15 protein-coding genes are annotated in these 17,606 nt (G+C 70.8%); 8 read left to right on the top strand and 7 right to left on the bottom strand.

All coding sequences use genetic code 11. The features are described from left to right. Nucleotides 1-38 precede the first annotated feature (38 nt). From ACIBI5_RS30795 to ACIBI5_RS30805, 3 genes are all read right to left on the bottom strand, one after another. On the bottom strand, nucleotides 39-2,093 hold the full coding sequence (locus ACIBI5_RS30795) for a serine/threonine protein kinase (RefSeq protein WP_397252224.1): 2,055 nt from the start codon (nucleotides 2,091-2,093) through the stop codon (nucleotides 39-41). A 116-nt stretch (nucleotides 2,094-2,209) separates the two neighbouring features. Then, nucleotides 2,210-3,346 (bottom strand): S8 family serine peptidase, encoded by a 1,137-nt coding sequence (locus ACIBI5_RS30800; RefSeq protein WP_397252225.1) that lies wholly within the window; start codon nucleotides 3,344-3,346, stop codon nucleotides 2,210-2,212. A gap of 180 nt (nucleotides 3,347-3,526) precedes the next feature. Further along, nucleotides 3,527-3,799: a WXG100 family type VII secretion target gene (locus tag ACIBI5_RS30805; protein ID WP_184957858.1), complete on the bottom strand. Its 273-nt coding sequence runs from the start codon at nucleotides 3,797-3,799 to the stop codon at nucleotides 3,527-3,529. Nucleotides 3,800-3,928: 129 nt separating this feature from the next. On the opposite strand from ACIBI5_RS30805, the gene ACIBI5_RS30810 reads away from it, so the two are divergent. The 3 genes from ACIBI5_RS30810 (at nucleotide 3,929) to ACIBI5_RS30820 (ending at nucleotide 7,899) form a co-directional block, all read left to right on the top strand. Further along, on the top strand, nucleotides 3,929-4,648 hold the full coding sequence (locus ACIBI5_RS30810) for an SDR family NAD(P)-dependent oxidoreductase (RefSeq protein ID WP_397252226.1): 720 nt from the start codon (nucleotides 3,929-3,931) through the stop codon (nucleotides 4,646-4,648). Nucleotides 4,649-4,684: 36 nt separating this feature from the next. Continuing rightward, on the top strand, nucleotides 4,685-6,430 hold the full coding sequence (locus tag ACIBI5_RS30815; protein ID WP_397252227.1) for an acetyl/propionyl/methylcrotonyl-CoA carboxylase subunit alpha: 1,746 nt from the start codon (nucleotides 4,685-4,687) through the stop codon (nucleotides 6,428-6,430). Between the two features lie 113 nt (nucleotides 6,431-6,543). Continuing rightward, nucleotides 6,544-7,899, top strand: a complete 1,356-nt coding sequence (locus tag ACIBI5_RS30820; RefSeq protein WP_397252228.1) for an LPXTG cell wall anchor domain-containing protein — start codon at nucleotides 6,544-6,546, stop codon at nucleotides 7,897-7,899. A gap of 242 nt (nucleotides 7,900-8,141) precedes the next feature. Here the strand turns inward: ACIBI5_RS30820 and ACIBI5_RS30825 are convergent, their stop codons facing one another. Continuing rightward, on the bottom strand, nucleotides 8,142-9,536 hold the full coding sequence (locus ACIBI5_RS30825; protein WP_397252229.1) for an NAD(P)H-quinone dehydrogenase: 1,395 nt from the start codon (nucleotides 9,534-9,536) through the stop codon (nucleotides 8,142-8,144). A 60-nt stretch (nucleotides 9,537-9,596) separates the two neighbouring features. Here ACIBI5_RS30825 and ACIBI5_RS30830 point away from each other — a divergent pair, with 60 nt between their 5' ends. Further along, nucleotides 9,597-10,028, top strand: a complete 432-nt coding sequence (locus ACIBI5_RS30830; RefSeq protein WP_184957863.1) for a gamma-glutamylcyclotransferase — start codon at nucleotides 9,597-9,599, stop codon at nucleotides 10,026-10,028. Between the two features lie 58 nt (nucleotides 10,029-10,086). Here ACIBI5_RS30830 and ACIBI5_RS30835 read toward each other — a convergent pair whose 3' ends face one another. Continuing rightward, entirely contained in the window at nucleotides 10,087-11,391 is a 1,305-nt protein-coding gene (locus ACIBI5_RS30835; protein WP_397252230.1) for an MFS transporter, read from the bottom strand. Nucleotides 11,392-11,502: 111 nt separating this feature from the next. Here ACIBI5_RS30835 and ACIBI5_RS30840 point away from each other — a divergent pair, with 111 nt between their 5' ends. The 4 genes from ACIBI5_RS30840 to ACIBI5_RS30855 are packed head-to-tail and all read left to right on the top strand — an operon-like array spanning nucleotide 11,503 to nucleotide 16,244. Continuing rightward, entirely contained in the window at nucleotides 11,503-12,480 is a 978-nt protein-coding gene (locus ACIBI5_RS30840; RefSeq protein WP_397252231.1) for an Lrp/AsnC family transcriptional regulator, read from the top strand. Then, the gene (locus ACIBI5_RS30845) at nucleotides 12,477-13,781 is read left to right on the top strand and encodes a M20/M25/M40 family metallo-hydrolase (RefSeq protein WP_397252232.1); all 1,305 of its coding nucleotides are present in this window, start codon (nucleotides 12,477-12,479) and stop codon (nucleotides 13,779-13,781) included. The genes ACIBI5_RS30840 and ACIBI5_RS30845 overlap by 4 nt, the downstream gene beginning before the upstream one ends. Before the next feature lies 1 nt (nucleotide 13,782). Beyond that, nucleotides 13,783-14,586 carry a purine-nucleoside phosphorylase gene (locus ACIBI5_RS30850; RefSeq protein ID WP_397252233.1) on the top strand — a complete coding sequence of 268 codons (804 nt, stop codon included), beginning with the start codon at nucleotides 13,783-13,785 and terminating at the stop codon, nucleotides 14,584-14,586. Further along, on the top strand, nucleotides 14,583-16,244 hold the full coding sequence (locus tag ACIBI5_RS30855) for a phospho-sugar mutase (protein WP_397252234.1): 1,662 nt from the start codon (nucleotides 14,583-14,585) through the stop codon (nucleotides 16,242-16,244). The genes ACIBI5_RS30850 and ACIBI5_RS30855 overlap by 4 nt, the downstream gene beginning before the upstream one ends. Here ACIBI5_RS30855 and ACIBI5_RS30860 read toward each other — a convergent pair. Both ACIBI5_RS30860 and ACIBI5_RS30865 read right to left on the bottom strand, forming a co-directional pair. Continuing rightward, nucleotides 16,228-16,707, bottom strand: a complete 480-nt coding sequence (locus ACIBI5_RS30860) for a GyrI-like domain-containing protein (protein WP_397252235.1) — start codon at nucleotides 16,705-16,707, stop codon at nucleotides 16,228-16,230. The genes ACIBI5_RS30855 and ACIBI5_RS30860 overlap by 17 nt on opposite strands. A gap of 4 nt (nucleotides 16,708-16,711) precedes the next feature. Beyond that, nucleotides 16,712-17,605 carry an RNA polymerase subunit sigma-70 gene (locus ACIBI5_RS30865; RefSeq protein ID WP_397252236.1) on the bottom strand — a complete coding sequence of 298 codons (894 nt, stop codon included), beginning with the start codon at nucleotides 17,603-17,605 and terminating at the stop codon, nucleotides 16,712-16,714. Between the last annotated feature and the right edge of the window lies 1 nt (nucleotide 17,606).

Raw genomic sequence — 17,606 nt, forward strand, 5'->3', positions numbered from 1 at the left:
CGCCCCCCGGTTCCTCCCGGAGGGCGCCTTCGTATCCGCTATCCGCAGTTGGCCCAGCCCGCGCTGGTGCTCCCGGAGCCGGCGCTCCCGGAGAACCGCACGCACTTGCCCTTGGCCGGCAGCTTCACCGGACCCGCGTAGTACTCGAAGTTGCCGCTGTCGGTCTTGGTCCCGCCGCCCTGAACCTCCAGGGTGGCGCTGACCGGGCTGGCCTTGCCGACGTTGACCGTCTTCATCGTGACCACGCAGTTCTCACCCGTGCTGTTGTTGTACAGCTGGTAGGTGACGCCGCCGGCGAACGACTGGCTGCGCTGGACGGAGAATCCGCCACCGCAGGCCGAGGTCGGCGTGTGCGGGTTCGGCTTCTCCGGCTCCGGCTTCGGCGGGTCGGGCGTCGGCTTGGGCTTCTCCGGCTCGGGCTTCTCCGTCGGAGTGGGCTTCTGCGTCGGCGTCGGCTTGGGCTCCTCCGACGGCTTCTGCGTGGGCTTCGGCGTCGGGGTGGGCTTCGGCGCCTCGGTGGTCGGCGTCGGAGTCGGCGTCGGAGTCGGCTTGGGCTCCTCGGTCGGCTTCTGCGTGGGCGTCGGGGTGGGCTTGTCCGACGGCTCCACGGTCTTGGTCACCGTGGCCGTCGGGGACGGCTTGCCCGAGCCCTTGCGCGGCTTCTCCGTCGTCGGCTGAGCCGTGGGCTGCTGCGCCGTGGGCTGCGTGGTGGCCACGTTGGGCACCGAGGGCGCGCTGGTCGGCGTCGGCGGCGAAGTGAGCTCGGGCACCGACGGCGTACCACTGGCCGAGGGCCACTCGGTCGGCAGCACCAGAGGGCCCACGCCGTCGTCGTCCAGCGGCGGAGAGGTGACCGCCCACGGAACCGTGACCGTGGGCTGCGGCTGATCGGGCTGCCCCTGGCCGTCTGCGGGAACACCGGCCGAGGGCACGCCCCCGGTCCCGGTGCCCGACTCGCCGGCGACCGACGGGATCTTCACCACGTTGTTGCCGCTGGCCGCCGACTGCGCGACCGGCTGGATCTCCGCGTACCGCCCGGCGCCCCACAGCCCGATGCCGGACAGCAGCGCGATGACGCCGAGTCCGGCCACGAGGGCGAGGGGGAAGCGCTTGCGCGGGCGCTCGGCGCCCACGGCGGTGCCGGCGAGCGGCTCCATCCTGATCGGCGGCTGCTGCTGGTTCGGGATCTGCGGCGGCCCCCACGAGGGCCCCTGCTGCTGCGCCGGCGGCGCCACCGGAGCCACCGGACCCGGCTGCACCGGCACCCCCTGAACGGGCTGCTCCTGGTGGACCATGGTCTCGGCGTCCGGGCGTACGGCCGGCGGCGGCGGGATCATCCCGCTGGCCGGACCGGTGTCGCCGAGCAGTTGCAGCAGCGCGGTGTAGGTGGTCGGGCGCTGGTGCACGCCCTTGGCCAGCGCGGCCCGCACGACACGGTGCAGCGGCTCGGCGTCGAAGGGCAGGTGCGGCTCGGCGTTGAGCACGGCCTGCCCGTCCTGGCCGAACGGCGGCTCGCCGCTGCCGGCGAAGGCCACGACGGCGCCCCAGGCGAACACGTCCGCGTACGGCCCGTACTGCAGGCCGTTGATCTGCTCGGGCGCCTGGTAGCCGACCTCGCCGACGGGGTCGCCGAGACCGACGTCGGTGACCCTCGGGCCGTCAGCGCCCATGATCACGTTGTGCGGGGTCAGGCTGCGGTGCGCGATGCCCGCCAGGTGCACGGCCGACAGGGCGGTGAGCATGCCGAGTGCGAGCCGTTCGAGCGCGTCCTCGGCCAGCGGGCCGTCCTCGGCCACGGTCTCGGCCAGGCTGCGGCCTTCGACGTGCTCGCGGACCAGGTACGGCCGGTCCTCGTGCCAGCCGGAGTCGAGCACACGCGCGATATAGGAGCTCGAGACCCGCCTGGCCGCGGTGAATCGAGCGAGAGCCTCCGGTGTGACCTCGGGCTCGGGCGGCAGCAGCTTGATCGCCCTGATGGGGGCGTCGTCCTCTGCCCGGCCCAGATACATGGCCCCGCGAGGTCCCTCACCCAAAAAGCCGATGAGGGTGTACTCGCCGATCTGCGGGGGATCCTCCGGCCGCAAAGGCGTCATTGGCCGTCTCTTTCATGAGTAGTCATGATCGAGACACATTGAACCAAAAAAGCCCCATATGTATCAGTAGTTTCGGTTACGATCCGACATTTCACTGTCAAGACGCCGTACTGACACTAAATCGGGCCGCGGGCCCGCCTGCGGCTCATGGGCATGAAGACCCGGGCGGTGATGACGAGGATCACCAGGAGCGTGGCCACCCCCGCGATGATCCCGGCCTTCGCGATCGCGTCGTGGTCCACCGGAGGCGCCTTGGTCACCACGTCCCTGCCCATCGGCGCGGGCGGCGGCGGGGCCACCACCGGGGCGTTGACCGGCTCGTACGGCAGGACCATCGTCACCGCCAGCATCGGGTTGACCATGCCGGCGCCGGTGCCCTTGCCGGTGGAGCCCTCCGCGGTGGCGATGACGCGGCGCCGTACCTGGTCCTGGTTGAGGTGGGGGAAACGCGCGCGCACCAGCGCGACCACGCCCGTCACGTACGGCACGGCGAAGCTCGTGCCGTTGAGGTCGGCCTGGTAGGACTTGCCGGGCCAGGTCGCGGTGATCTCCTGGCCGGGGCCGAGGACGGCCACCGGTGTCTTGGAGTTGGAGAAGTCGGAGCGCACGCCCTGCTTGCCGGCGGCGCCGACGGCGAGCACTCCCTCATAGGCCGCGGGGTAGGCGGCGCTCTCCGTGCGGTCCTCTTTCCTGATGTTGCCCGCCGCGGCGACGATCACCGCGTCCTTGGCCAGCGCGTAGTCGACGGCGGCCTTCAGCGCGGGGTGGTGCTCGGCCTGGATCGAGATGTTGATCACTTCGGCGCCGAGGTCGGCGGCGGCCTTGATGCCCCGCACCAGCAGGCTGAGCTCGCCCTTGCCGTCGTGCGACTGCTTGAACGACATCAGGTTCACGTTCGGCGCCATGCCGTGGAAGGCGACGCCCTTCATGTCGCGGGCGGCGATGATGCCGGCGACGGCGGTACCGTGGCCCACGCAGTCGCGGTAGCCCTTGCCGGTCAGGTCCGCCTTTCCCGACACGGGGATCTGCGGGTGGGTCAGATCGACGCCACTGTCGATGACGGCCACCTTGACGCCGTCGCCCCGGGTCAGCGGCCACACTCGCCGCACGTCCATGCGCTGCTGCGCCCACGAGACGCCGGGCTGGAAGTTGCCCTTCTCCGGGTCGCAGTCGTCGCGCGCGGCCTGGGCCGCGGCGGGCGCGGCGAGGAACTGCAGCGCGACCAGGCTGACCAGAAAGGCGCGACCCATCATGGCCGTTTACCCTATCCGGTCGCGTTTTGCCCGACCCCGTCCGGCTTGAAGAAGGCCTGACCGGCTTCGGGCGGCCTGACTGCTCCTGCTCCTGCTTCGGGCGGCCTGGCTACCCCCGCTCCTGCTTCGAGCAGCCACGCGGTACGGCTCCGCGGCCCGGGACCGCGGAGCCGTCGCGGGTCAGCGTGTGGCGGACTCGATGTTGCCCCGGTAGGTGTTGATCACCCGGGCCGCTTCCTGGAGTTCCTCGGCCATCCGCTGGAAGGAGGCCCGGTAGGTCTGCCAGGCACCGTTGAAGCGGTCGGCGCCCGGACCCGTCCAGGCCGTGCCCACCTTGGCGGCCTCGCGGTCCAGCGCCGCCATCGTGGCCCGCACCGTCTCCGACTGCTGCGTGAACTGGGTCGCCATCTGCTGCATTTCCGCGGGGTTGCCACCTAGCAGACCCTGACTCATGGTTGCCTCCTGCTGTCGCGACGAGAGAGCGACCTCACCATAGGCATCAGAGGGGCCCATCGCCCCCAGTTATGCCGAGCGGTTATGGTCTTCCAGAGGATTGTTCTGACCTGGAGGAGCTTCGTCCCCATGCGCGAGGTTGTCGTCACCGGCGGCGGCACCGGCATCGGATACGCGATCGCCGCGGCGTTCATCGCGCTCGGCGACCGCGTCACGATCACCGGCCGCCGCGAGCATGTCCTGAAGGAAGCGGCCCGGCGGCTCGGCGCCGCGCACGTGGCCTTCGACGCCGCCGCGCCCGAGGCGGTCAAGGACGCCGCGCCGCGCCTTCCCGGGCACGTGGACGTGCTCGTCAACAACGCGGGCGGCAACACCAACCTCGACCGCGAGCCGTCCGGCGAACTCCCGGACGTGGCCGAGGCCTGGTGGGCCAACCTCAACGCCAACCTGCTGTCCGCCGTCCTGGTCACGACCGCGCTGCTGCCGCGCTTCGGCAAGGGCGGCCGGATCATCTCGATCGGCTCCATCGCCGCCCGCGGCACCGGCTCCGGCTCGTACGGCGCGGCGAAGGCGGCCGTCGAGTCGTGGACCGCGGACCTGGCCGCCGAACTCGGCCCACGCGGCGTCACCGCCAACGTCGTCTCCCCCGGCCTGGTCGTCGACACCGAGTTCTTCAGAGGCCGCCTGACCGAGGACGGCATCAGGGCCAGGGTCAACAACACGCGCAACGGGCGACCCGCCACACCGGCCGACGTGGCCGAGACCGTACTCTTTCTGGCCTCGCCCGGTGCGAGACATCTGACGGGGCAGGTGGTCCACGTCAACGGAGGGGCGTACCTCGGTAGATAAACTCCGTTCCAGCTTGTCGAGGAAGGAAAGACACCGGTGCACAAGGTTCTCATCGCCAACCGGGGCGAGATCGCCGTACGGGTGGCCCGCGCGTGCAAGGACGCGGGCATCGCCAGCGTCGCCGTCTACGCCGAGCAGGACCTCGACGCCCTTCACGTCAAGACCGCCGACGAGGCCTACGCGCTCGGCGGCCAGTCTCCCGCCGAGACCTACCTCGACATCGCCAAGCTGCTGCGGATCGCCGCCGAGTCCGGCGCCGACGCCGTCCACCCCGGCTACGGCTTCCTGGCCGAGAACGCCAGCTTCGCCCAGGCCGTCATCGACGCCGGGCTGACCTGGATCGGGCCGCCGCCCGCCGCCATCGCGGCGCTGGGCGACAAGGTGCAGGCCAGGCACATCGCCGCCAAGGTGGGCGCGCCGCTGGTCGCCGGCACCAAGGACCCGGTCTCCGGGGTCGAGGAGGTCGTCGCGTTCGCCGAACAGCACGGCCTGCCGATCGCCATCAAGGCCGCGTACGGCGGCGGCGGCCGCGGCATCAAGGTGGCCCGCACCCTGGAGGAGGTCCCCGACCTCTACGAGTCGGCGGTGCGCGAGGCCGTGACCGCGTTCGGGCGGGGCGAGTGCTTCGTCGAGCGCTACCTCGACCGCCCGCGCCACGTCGAGACCCAGTGCCTGGCCGACGCCCACGGCAACGTGGTCGTGGTCAGCACCCGCGACTGCTCGCTCCAGCGCCGCCACCAGAAGCTCGTGGAGGAGGCGCCCGCCCCGTTCCTGTCCCCCGAGCAGGTCGAGACCCTCTACACCAGTTCCAAGGCCATCCTGCGCGAAGCCGGCTACGTCGGCGCGGGCACCTGCGAGTTCCTCGTCGGCCAGGACGGCACGATCTCCTTCCTGGAGGTCAACACCCGGCTCCAGGTCGAGCACCCGGTCACCGAGGAGGTCTCCGGCATCGACCTGGTGCGTGAGATGTTCCGCGTGGCCGACGGCGAGGCGCTGGGCTACGACGACCCGGCGCTGCGCGGGCACTCCTTCGAGTTCCGCATCAACGCCGAGGACGCGGGGCGCGACTTCCTGCCCGCCCCCGGGACGCTGACCGTGCTTCGGGCGCCGTCGGGGCCCGGCGTGCGGCTCGACTCCGGGTACGAGGCGGGGATGACGGTACCCCAGACGTTCGACTCGCTGGTGGCCAAGCTGATCGTGACGGGGCGCGGCCGTACCGAGGCGCTGGAGCGCTCGCGCCGGGCGCTGGCGGAGTTCGAGATCGACGGCATGCCGACCGTGCTGCCCTTCCACCGGACCGTCGTCGAGGATCCGGCCTTCACCGCCGAGCCGTTCGCCGTCCACACCCGGTGGATCGAGACCGAGTTCGACAACACGATCCCGCCCTATTCCGGGGAGATCGCCGCCGGTGAGGCCCCGGCCCGGGAGACGGTGACCGTCGAGGTGGGGGGCAAGCGCCTGGAGGTGGTCCTGCCCGCCGGTCTCGGCACCGCCGGCAGTACGCCCTCGGCGAACACCAAGGCCCCCAAGCGCGGCGCCGGCGGCGCCAAGAAGGCGGCGGGCGGCGACGCGCTCGTCAGCCCGATGCAGGGCACGATCGTCAAGGTCGTGGCCGGCGACGGCGACACGGTGGCGGAAGGCGACACGGTGGTCGTCCTGGAGGCCATGAAGATGGAGCAGCCGCTCACCGCGCACAAGGCGGGCGTCATCACCGGCCTGGCCGCGGCCGTCGGGCAGACGGTGACCTCAGGGGCGATCATCTGCGAGATCAAGGATGCCTGAGGGCTCCAAGCCCGCCCAACGCCCATCCGATGCCCTCCAGACGGGTAACGTGCGAGATGAGGAACTTTCCCGACCGCCCGTTCGTCCTGAAGGGCGAAGGAGGCTAGCTGCCCATGACCCACTCGCTGCGCCGAGCGGGGGCCGCGACCGCGGCTCTGATCGCCGGTCTACTCGCTGTATTCGCGCTGTCCCCCGCTGCTCACGCCGCGGCGCCGCCTGACGCCCAGACCATCCTGTCCCATTGGAAGGACAAGAAGGATCCGCTCTACGTGGAGAACGGCTCCGCGTTGACGTCCGACGAGCAGTCGGAGATCCGGTCCGCCCTGAAGGACTCCAAGAGCGACATCTACGTCGCGGCGCTGCCCGACGGCTCGGTCACCGACGTGAAGACCTACCTGACCACCCTGGGCAACGCGACGGCCGCGGCGAAGAACAACGCCCGCGTGACCGTCGCCGTCCTCGACGGCAAGACCCTGTTCGCCGGATCGAACTTCGGCAGCGGCAGGACCGGTCAGATCGCGAACCTGTCGACGCGCAACAACTCCGACATCGCCGCAGGCATGAACGAGTTCGTCAACCGGATCAACCTGCTGGCCGAGGGCAAGAGCAAGTCCGCGCTGTCGTCCGGCTCGCCCAGCAGTGGCGGGAGCGGCACCGGCGCGCTGATCGGTCTCGGCGCCATCGCCCTGGTGGGTGGCGGCGGCTACTTCCTCTACTCCAAGAACAAGAAGAAGAAGCTCGCCGAGAAGCAGGCCAAGGAACTCGCGATGGTCAAGACGACCGTCGACGAGGACGTCACCAAGTTCGGTGAGGAGATCACCTCGCTCGACACCGACGTCACCCTCGCGGGTGAGGGCGGCCAGCACATCGACGAGTGGCAGCACGCGCTCGACTCCTACGAGAAGGCCAAGACCCAGCTCGCCACGATCGAGCGGTCCGACCAGATCCGCGAGGTCACCCAGACGCTGGAGGACGGCCGCTACTCGCTGGCCGTGGTCAAGGCCAAGGTCAACAACCAGCCGGTGCCCGAGCGCCGCGCGCCCTGTTTCTTCAACCCGCAGCACGGCCCGTCCGTCCGCGACGTCAGCTGGGCCCCGCCCAACGGCGCCGTGCGCGAAGTGCCGGCCTGCGCGCAGGACGCCGAGGCGGTCGAGCGCGGCTTCGACCCGCAGATGCGCGAGGTCATGGTCGACGGCCAGCGCCGCCCGTACTACGACGCGGGCCCGGCCTACCAGCCGTACGCCTACGGCTACTACGGCGGCTTCGGCGACATCATGACCGGCATGTTCATCGGCACGATGATGGGCAGCATGATGGGCGGCTGGGGAATGGGCGGCTACGGCGCCGGCTACTCCGACGCGGGCGCCGGCGGCGACTTCGGCGGCGGCGGAAGTGACTTCGGCGGCGGCGACAGCGGCGGCGGCTGGGGCGACTTCGGCGGCGGCGACTTCGGCGGCGGCGACTGGTAGACGTCTCTCATCCGATAGACACCGCGGGCGCGTCCTCTTCGGAGGGCGCGCCCGTCGTCTTGAGGGCCTTCCGGCCGTTACGGCAAGTGGAGGGGCTTACGTCTTACCCGGCCAAGGTGGGCCGTAGCGGCGGCGCGTCCGTGCGACGTGAGAAGCGACCCCCACGATCGGCGCCCGCGCGGGGCGGCGGGTGGCGTGGGAGCGGCCTGCCGTAACGGCTGGAAGGAGGGGTAAGGGGTGGGTCAGATGCCGATGGCCGCTTCTGGTTGCATGAGGCGGCGGGCGGCTTCGGTGATGCTGCCGGACAGCGACGGGTAGACGGCGAAGGTGTGGGCCAGCTGGTCCACCGTCAGGCGTTGCTGGACCGCCACCGAGACCGCCAGGATCAGTTCGGAGGCTCTCGGGGCCACCACCACGCCGCCCAGGACTATTCCGGTGTGGGGGCGGCAGAACAGTTTCACGAAGCCGTCGTTGAAGCCCGACATCTTGGCTCTGGCGTTGGTGGCCAGGGGGAGTTTGACGACGTTGGCCTCGATCTCGCCCGCTTCGATCGAGCGCTGTGCCACGCCGACCGCGGCGATCTCCGGGTCGGTGAAGATGTTGGAGGCCACCGTGGCCAGGCGGAGCGGCTGGACGGCCTCGCCCAGCGCGTGCCAGACGGCGATCCGGCCCTGCATCGCGGCCACCGAGGCCAGCATGAGCACGCCGGTGCAGTCGCCCGCGGCGTAGACGCCCGGCGCGGAGGTGCGGGAGACCTTGTCGACCTTGATGAAGCCGTTGCGGTCGAGCTGGACCCCGGCCTCGGCCAGGCCGATGCCGGTGGTGTTGGGGACCATGCCGACCGTCATCAGCGCGTGGGAACCCTCGGCCACGCGGCCGTCCTCCAGCGTGACCAGGACGCCGTCGGCCGTACGCGTCACCGAGGCGGCCCTGGAGCGGCCCATGACGTTCATGCCGCGCCTGCGGTAGACCTCCTCCAGCACCTCGGCGCCGTCGGCGTCCTCGTTGGGCATCATGCGGTCGCGGCTGGAGACGAGCGTGACCTCGCAGCCCAGGGAGCGGTAGGCGCCGGCGAACTCGGCGCCGGTGACGCCGGAGCCGACCACGATCAGGTGCTCGGGCAGCGCGTCGAGGTCGTAGAGCTGGCGCCAGGTGAGGATGCGCTCGCCGTCGGGCTCGGCGCCGGGCAGGATGCGCGGGGTCGCGCCGGTGGCCACGAGGACCACGTCCGCCCTGATCGTCCGCTCGCCCGCCTTGACGACCTGCGGATCCACGAGGCGCCCGTGCGCCTTGATGATCTCGACGCCCTCGGCGGCCACCCTGGTCTCGATGTCCATGGACTGGGCCTGGGCCAGCTCCTTGACCCGCTTGTTGACCAGCGGCAGGTCGACCTGCGCGACACCGGCGTCGCCGTCGAGCCCGCCGGAGAAGGAGACGCCCAGCGACGGCGCGTCCATCAGCGCCTGCTTGCGGACCGAGGTGGCGATGAGCGTCTTGGACGGCACGCAGTCGGTGAGCACGCACGCGCCGCCTGGACCGTCCTGCTCGACCATCGTGACCTGCGCGCCAAGTTGCGCGGCTACCAGCGCCGCCTCGTAGCCGCCTGGTCCGCCACCGATGATCACGATCCTAGTCACGTGTCCCATTCTTCCGTATGTCCTGAGCAGCAGGCGAACGGGGCGCTAGTCTTAGCTGCTGTGCCTGTCTACGCCGCATACGGCAGCAACCTGGACCCCGGGCAGATGGCCTTGCGGGCGCCGCATTCTCCAGTCCGGAGCGCGGGCTGGCTGCAGGGCTGGCGCCTGACGTTCGGCGGCCCCGAGGCGCTGGCGACGATCGTCGAGGATCCCGACGAGCACGTCTTCGTGGTGCTCTACGACGTGCCCGAGTTCGACGAGGACTCACTCGACCAGTGGGAGGGCGCGGCGCGCGGCGTCTACCACAAGGTGCGGCTGCGGGTGCAGACGCTGGAGGGCGAGCTGGTCGCCTGGTTCTACGTCCTCGACGCCTATGAGGGCGGCCTTCCGCCGGCCCGCTACCTGGGTTTCCTGGCCGACGCCGCCGAGAAGGCCGGCGCGCCGGACGACTACGTGAAGGAACTGCGCGGCCGCCCCTGCACGTCCCTCTGACCGGGCCGCGACACGCCCGGGCGCGTGTGAACACGCCCGGGATGTGCCACCGGGACGGTCAGCGCAGCGGCTGGTCCTTGGTCTCCTTCAGGGCGAAGATGTAGACGAGCGTCGAGACCAGGGCCAGCGCCGACATGTACCAGGGGAAGGCCCCGGGGATCTTGGCGTCGATGAAGGCGGTCCCGATGAGCGGAGCCGTTCCGCCGAAGAGGGCGACCGTGAGCGAGTACGGGAAGCCCGCGCCCGCGGCCCGCACCCGGGTGGGGAACAGCTCGGAGTTCACCGCGGCCGAGATCGAGGTGAAGCAGCCCAGGAAGACCATGCCGACGCACTGGATGAGCAGCAGGCTGGCGAAGGTGTTGTCCAGCATGCCCAGGAGCGGCACCGGCAGCAGGGTGAAGCCGACGCCGAAGGTGATCAGCAGGGGCTTGCGGCCGATCCGGTCCGAGAGCATGCCGAGCAGCGGCTGCAGGATCATGAAGAAGACGAGCGAGATCGTGCCGACGAGTTGCGCCTCGGTCTTGGAGAAGTTGACGGTGATGTTCGCGTAGGTCGGCAGGAACGTGGTCCACGTGTAGTAGGCCACGGTGCCGGCGATGGTGATGCCGACGATGAGGGCGGCCTGCTTGGGGTAGTTGCGCAGGAAGTCGAAGAGCCTGGGCCGCTCGACCTTGCCTTCCTGGATCTCCTGGGCGACGTGCGAGGTCTCGTCGGCGCCCTTGCGGATCCACAGGCCCACGAGGCTGAGCACGGCGCCGATCACGAAGGGGATGCGCCAGCCCCAGCCGTTCATGTCGGATTCGGCCAGCATGGCTCCCAGCCCGGCGGCCAGGCCCAGAGCGAGGAGCTGGCCGATGGTCGTGCTGACGTACTGGAAGCTTGAGAACAGGCCGCGGCGGCCGGGCCCCGCCGACTCCACGAGGAAGGTGGTGGCGGCGGCGAACTCACCGCCGACCGACAGGCCCTGGATGAGGCGGGCCAGCGTGAGGATGATCGGGGCGAGGACGCCCGCCGCCTCATAGGTAGGAGTGACAGCGAGCATGAGGGAGCCGACGCCCATCAGCACGATGGTGAAGGTCATCGCGGCCTTGCGGCCGAACCGGTCGGCGAACGAGCCGACGAGCAGGCCGCCGAGTGGCCGCATGAAGAACCCGACCGCGAAGACGCCGTACGTGGCCAGCAGGGGCACGAGGGAGGCGTCGGCGCTCTTGGGGAAGACCTGGACGGAGAAATATGCGGCCAAGGCGGCGTAGGCGTACCAGTCGTACCACTCCACCACGTTGCCGATGCTGGCGGCCATGAGCTGGCGGACACGGCTTCTGGGGATGCCAAGCGGCGACTCAGTCGCAGGTGAGGTTGCCACCAGGGGCTCCTTTGCTTACAGGTCAGGTGGTGCCCTACTGTGCAAGTGGACGACCGAAATAGTCAAACATCCAGAGATTTATTTACAAACCCGACACAGAAACGGTTCTCCATGGACGTTCTCGACCGGCGCCTGATCGCGGCCCTGCAGGTCAGCCCGCGCGCGTCCTGGGGTGAGATCGGCCGGGTGGTCGGTGAGCATGAGCGCACGGTCGCGCGCCGGCTCCAGCGCGTCATCAACGAGGGCATGGTCCGCGTCACCGCGATCTACGACGATCTGCGCACCGGCCACGGCCGTCCGGTCCATCTGCACGTCCAGGTACGGCCCGGCGCCTCGGCCAAGGTGGCGGCGGCGCTGAGCGAGCGCCGCGACACCCGCTCGGTCTACTCCCTCACCGGCGAGGCGGATCTCGGCTGCGAACTGGTCGCCCCGAGCAGGGAGATGCTGCACGACATCGTCTCCTCCGAGGTCACCGAGATCAGCGGCGTCCTGCAGACGCGCACCCAGGTCGTCCTGCACACGTTCACGACCGTGGCCGAGTGGCACGCGCCGTTCCTCACCCCCGAGGAGGTCGCCGAGCTGCGCCCCGTCTACAGCGCGGGGCCGCTGCCCGACCAGGATGGGCTCTCGCCGCTGGAGGAGGAGATCGCCGAGTTGCTGGTCGCCGACGGCCGGGCGGCGTTCACCGCGATCGCCGAGCGGCTGGACGTGTCGCTGCCGACCGCGCGCCGGCGGGCCACCTCCCTGCTCGACCGCAGGCTCCTGCTCATGCGCGCCGAGATCGAGCCGGCGCTGCTCGGCCTGGAGGTCGAGGCGCAGATCTGGCTGAAGGTCCGCCCGCACGGGCTGGACCAGGTCGGCCTGACGCTGGCCGCGCACCCGGACGTGCGCTACTGCGCCGCCACCTCGGGCACCCACTCGGTCATCGTCCAGGTGGTCGCGGCGCACGAGGCCGACCTTTACCGTTTTCTCACGAACGTCGTCGGCCCGATCGACGACGTCACCGACGTCAACGTCACGCTGATCACCCGCGCCCACAAGCGCGGGCACCTCCGCAAGTCCGGTCTGCTCACATTGGAGAGAACATGACGCCCGCTGAGAAGGAAGTAGCCGACCTGTGCGTGGAGCTCATCCGCGTCGACAGCAGCAACTACGGTGACGGCAGCGGTCCCGGCGAGCGGGCCGCCGCCGAAGTGGTCATGGCCAGGCTGGACGAGGTCGGCATCGAGTCCACCTACATCGAGAGCGAGCCGGGCCGCGGCAACGTCGTCACCCGCGTGGAGGGCAGCGACTCCAGCCTGCCCGCGCTGCTGGTCCACGGGCACCTGGACGTCGTGCCGGCCAATGCCGCCGACTGGTCGGTCGACCCGTTCGCCGGCGAGGTGCGCGACGGCTACATCTGGGGCCGTGGCGCGGTGGACATGAAGGACATGGACGCCATGATGCTGGCCGTACTGCGGCAGATGAAGCGCGAGGTCAGGAAGCCCAAGCGTGACATCGTCTTCGCGTGGGTGGCCGACGAGGAGGCCGGCGGCGTCTACGGCGCCAAGCACCTGACCGCCCACCACCCCGAGCTGTTCGAGGGCGTCACCGAGTCGATCAGCGAGGTCGGCGGCTACTCGCTTGAGGTGGACCCGTCGCTGCGGCTCTACCTGATCGAGACGGCCCAGAAGGGCCTGGCCTGGATGAAGCTGATCGCCGACGGCACCGCCGGGCACGGCTCCATGCTCAACTCCGACAACGCCGTCACCGAGGTGGCCAAGGCCGTCGCCAGGATCGGCGCCCACGAGTGGCCGATCACGCTGACGCCGACCGTGCGGACGTTCCTCACCGAGGTGGCCGACGCCTTCCAGATCCCGTTCGACCCGGCGAACCCGCAGAACGTGCTGGACAAGATCGGGCCGCTGGTCCGCTTCGTCGGCGCGACGCTGAGCCACACCTCCAACCCGACCCAGCTCGGCGCCGGCTACAAGTCGAACGTGATCCCCGGCCAGGCCACCGCCGTGGTCGACGGGCGCTTCCTGCCCGGCCACGAGGAGGACTTCTTCAAGACCGTCGACTCGCTGATCGGGGAGAAGGTACGCCGCGAGTTCGTGCATCACGACATCGCGCTGGAAACCACGTTCGACGGGGCGCTGGTCGAGTCGATGATCGCGGCGCTCAAGGCCGAGGACCCGACGGCGCGGGCGGTGCCGTACTGCATGTCGGGCGGGACCGACAACAAGACCTTCTTCGCCGACCTGAACATCCGGGGCTTCGGGTTCGTGCCGCTGCGGCTGCCGAAGGACATGGACTTCGCCGCGATGTTCCACGGCGTGGACGAGCGGGTGCCGGTCGAGGCCCTGCAGTTCGGTGTGAGGGTGCTCGACAGGCTGCTCCTAAACTACTGAGGTGAGCAACGACGCCTACACCCTGGCACAGGACGCCGCCGCCGCGCTGAAGGGCGCGGCGGGCGTCGACACCTTCGACGTGGCCCTCGTGATGGGCTCCGGCTGGGTTCCCGCCGCCGACGCGCTCGGACAGACCGTCACCGAGGTGGCCTTCACCGACCTGCCCGGTTTCGCGCCACCCGCGGTGGCCGGGCACGGCGGCAAGATCCGGGTCGTCCGCACCGACGCGGGACGCCACGCGCTGGTCCTGCTCGGTCGCACGCACCTGTACGAGGGCCGCCCGGTCGACAAGGTGGTCCACGGCATCCGCACGGCCGCCGCGGCCGGGGTGAGGGCGGTCGTGCTCACCAACGCCGCCGGCGGCCTGCGCCCCGAGACGCAGAACGTCGGCGACCCGGTCCTGATCAGCGACCACATCAACATGACCGGCGCCAACCCGCTGACCGGCACGACCTTCCTCGACCTGACCGAGGTCTACAGCAAGCGGCTGCGCGCGCTGGTGCGCGAGATCGACCCGGCCATCGCCGAGGGCGTCTACGTCGCCTTCCGCGGCCCGACCTACGAGACGCCCGCCGAGATCCGCATGCTGCGCACGCTGGGCGGCGATCTGATCGGCATGTCCACCGTCCTGGAGGCGATCACCGCCCGCGAGGCGGGGCTTGAGGTGCTCGGCGTCTCCCTCGTCACCAACCCCGGGGCGGGCCTGGCCGGCGAGCCGCTCAACCACGAAGAGGTGCTCCAGGTCGGCAAGGCCACCGCCGCGCGCATGGGCGGCCTGCTGGCCAAGGTGGTCGACCGGGTATGAGCGACCTGCTGAGGCAGGCCCGCGCGTGGCTGGCCCAGGACCCCGACCCCGACACCCGAGCCGAGCTCTCCGACCTCATCGAGCGCGCCGACCTCGGCACGCTGACGTCCCGCTTCGGCGCCAAGCTCGAGTTCGGTACGGCCGGCCTGCGCGGCGAACTGGGCGCGGGCCCCAACCGCATGAACCGGGTCACGGTCATGCGCGCGGCCGCCGGCCTGGCCGCGGTGCTGGGCCCCGGCAAACACGTGGTCATCGGCTACGACGCCCGCTACAAGTCCGACGTGTTCGCCCGCGACACCGCCGCGGTGCTGACCGGCGCGGGCATCCACGCCTCGCTGCTGCCCCGGCCGCTGCCGACGCCGGTGCTGGCCTTCGCCGTACGCCACCTGGGCGCCGACGCCGGGGTCACGGTGACGGCCAGCCACAACCCGCCCAGGGACAACGGCTACAAGGTCTATTGGAACGACGGCTCCCAGATCGTGCCGCCCGTCGACGGGCAGATCTCCGCGGCGATCGACGCGGTGGGCCGGGTGGACGGGCTGCCGCTGGGCGCGCCGTACGAGGAGAGGGGGCTCGACGCGGCCCCCGGCACCTTCACCGAGCTGGGCGAGGACCTGCTCGACGACTACGTCGAGGCGGTGACCGCGCTGCCGCTGGGCACGGCGCGCACGCTGAAGGTGGCCTACACGCCGCTGCACGGCGTGGGCGCGGGCACGCTGACCGGCGCGTTCCTGGCGGCGGGGTTCGCCAGCCCGATGGCGGTCGAGCAGCAGCGCAACCCCGACCCGGCCTTCCCGACCGTCGCCTTCCCCAACCCGGAGGAGCCGGGGGCGATGGACCTGGCGCTGGCGCTGGCCGGCAAGATCGGCGCGGACCTCGTGCTGGCCAACGACCCCGACGCGGACCGGTGCGCGGTGGGCCTGCCGGTGGGCGACGGCTCGTGGCGGATGCTGACCGGTGACGAGGTGGGCACGCTGCTCGGCGAGTACGTGATCGCCAACACCACCGGCGACCGGCTGGTGGCGACCACGATCGTGTCCTCCACGCTGCTCGGCAAGATCGCCGCGGCGCACGGGGTGCGCTACGCCGAGACGCTGACCGGCTTCAAGTGGATCATGCGGGCCGGGGAGGGCCTGGTCTACGGCTACGAGGAGGCGCTGGGCTACAGCGTCGGCTCCCACGCCGGGCTGCCCGTCCACGACAAGGACGGGATCGGGGCGGCGCTGACCGTGGCCGCGATCGCGGCGGAGGCCAAGCGGGCCGGGCGTACGCTCCTGGACCTGCTGGACGACCAGGCCAGGCGCTACGGCCTGCACGCCACCTCGCAGCTGTCGGTGCGGGTGGAGGACGTGTCGCTGATCTCCGCCGCGATGGCGCGGTTGCGCGCCGAGCCCGCGAAGGAGCTCGGCGGGCGCGTGGTCGAGGGCATCGACGACCTGGCCAAGGGCGAGGGCGGGCTGCCGCCGACCGACGGGCTGCGCTATCGGCTGGCCGGCGGGGCGCGGGTCGTGGTGCGACCCTCCGGCACGGAACCCAAGCTCAAGTGCTACCTCGAAGTGGTGGTGCCGGTCGAGGTCGAGGTGGCGGCGGCCAGGACCAAGGCGGCCGCGGGGCTGGCCGCCCTGGCCGCCGACCTCAAGGTCACGCTGGGTCTTTGAGCCTGAACTGAAGCTCGATCTCCCACTTGTTCATGTCGGGCTGCTCGGCCGGGTTGGTGTGGTAGATCTCCAGGCGCGAACCCCAGTGCTCGCCGTCGGCCTCCTCGGTCATGTCGAAGTCGAGGCCGGGGGTGGCACGCAGCTTCTCGATGACCGGGAGGAGCTGGTCGGGGTGGCCGATCTGGCGGACGCTCGCGTAGCGGCCGGCGGGCAGGGTGGCGGCGGCGAAGTCGCCCTCCCCCTCGACCGGCCCGGCCACCGGCACGCCCGCCTCGACGTCCAGTTCGCCCTCCATGTCGATGACGTGGAAGCGGAAGAACGGCGCGCCCTCCATGGCCACGCCCTTCGCGGCCAGCCAGCCGTAGATCTCCGGAATGCGGTCGCCGACCACTCCGAACGTGGTCAGGGTGATGGTCTTGCGGACGGCCACGTAGTGCCGCTCGGGAAATTCGATGATGTCCATGCTCTTACTTACGGTCGGGACCCCCGAAACTCATCGGCAGGTCGTACAACGGGAACAAACGCGGATCCAGATACGTGGTCGTACCCCTGATCAGGCCGCCCGACGTCTCCAGGACCACGATCGCGAACGCCTCCCCGTTCAGGTACTGGCCGAACGTGGTCGGCCCCGCCCGTACCAGCCTGCTGCCCCGGCAGCCTTCCCCGCCCGAGGCGACCAGCACCTCGCGCATGGCCGCCCGGCCCGCCAGCCACCAGGCGAACGGCGGCATCGACTCGACGGCGTCCTCGTGGGTGAGGGCGACCAGCGTGTCCACGTCGAAACGTTCGAACGCGTCCACGTAGCGGGCCAGCAGGTCCTCGTCCACCTCCAGGCGTGGCTCGGCCGTGGCGGGCAGGGCCGTCCTGGCCCGCTGGAGAGCGCTGTTGACCGAGGCCACGCTGGTCTCCAGCAGGTTCGCCACCTCGGCGGCCGACCAGGTCAGCACGTCGCGCAGGATCAGGACCGCCCTCTGCCTGGGCGGGAGGTGCTGGAGCGCTGCCACGAAGGCCAGCCGTACCGACTCGCGGGAGACCGCCAGCTCGGCCGGGTCCATGAGCTGGTCGGGCATCGGGTAGACCCAGCGTTCGTAGGCGATCGGCTCGCCCAGTCCTTCGCCCGGCTCGGCGGCCGGGCCCAGGTCCATGGCGCGCGCCCGGCGCTGGGCGCTGCGGAGCATGTCGATGCAGACGTTGGTGGCGATGCCGTACAGCCAGGGGCGCAGCGCGCCGCGCTCGGGGTCGAACGTCTTCCACGCCCGGGTGAAGGTCTCCTGGACGGCGTCCTCCGCCTCGAAGCCGGAGCCGAGCATGCGGTAGCAGTACCCGGCCAGTTCCTTGCGGTGGCGCTCCAGCTCGACCACG

The sequence above is a fragment of the Nonomuraea sp. NPDC050540 genome (assembly GCF_044457485.1).
In the GTDB taxonomy this organism is placed as follows: Bacteria; Actinomycetota; Actinomycetes; order Streptosporangiales; family Streptosporangiaceae; genus Nonomuraea.

Coding starts and splice junctions, on each gene's coding strand:
- ACIBI5_RS30795 (WP_397252224.1), bottom strand. CDS start 2,093: ATGACGCCTTTGCGGCCGGAGGATCCCCCGCAGATCGGCGAGTACACC.
- ACIBI5_RS30800 (WP_397252225.1), bottom strand. CDS start 3,346: ATGATGGGTCGCGCCTTTCTGGTCAGCCTGGTCGCGCTGCAGTTCCTC.
- ACIBI5_RS30805 (WP_184957858.1), bottom strand. CDS start 3,799: ATGAGTCAGGGTCTGCTAGGTGGCAACCCCGCGGAAATGCAGCAGATG.
- ACIBI5_RS30810 (WP_397252226.1), top strand. CDS start 3,929: ATGCGCGAGGTTGTCGTCACCGGCGGCGGCACCGGCATCGGATACGCG.
- ACIBI5_RS30820 (WP_397252228.1), top strand. CDS start 6,544: ATGACCCACTCGCTGCGCCGAGCGGGGGCCGCGACCGCGGCTCTGATC.
- ACIBI5_RS30840 (WP_397252231.1), top strand. CDS start 11,503: ATGGACGTTCTCGACCGGCGCCTGATCGCGGCCCTGCAGGTCAGCCCG.
- ACIBI5_RS30845 (WP_397252232.1), top strand. CDS start 12,477: ATGACGCCCGCTGAGAAGGAAGTAGCCGACCTGTGCGTGGAGCTCATC.
- ACIBI5_RS30855 (WP_397252234.1), top strand. CDS start 14,583: ATGAGCGACCTGCTGAGGCAGGCCCGCGCGTGGCTGGCCCAGGACCCC.
- ACIBI5_RS30860 (WP_397252235.1), bottom strand. CDS start 16,707: ATGGACATCATCGAATTTCCCGAGCGGCACTACGTGGCCGTCCGCAAG.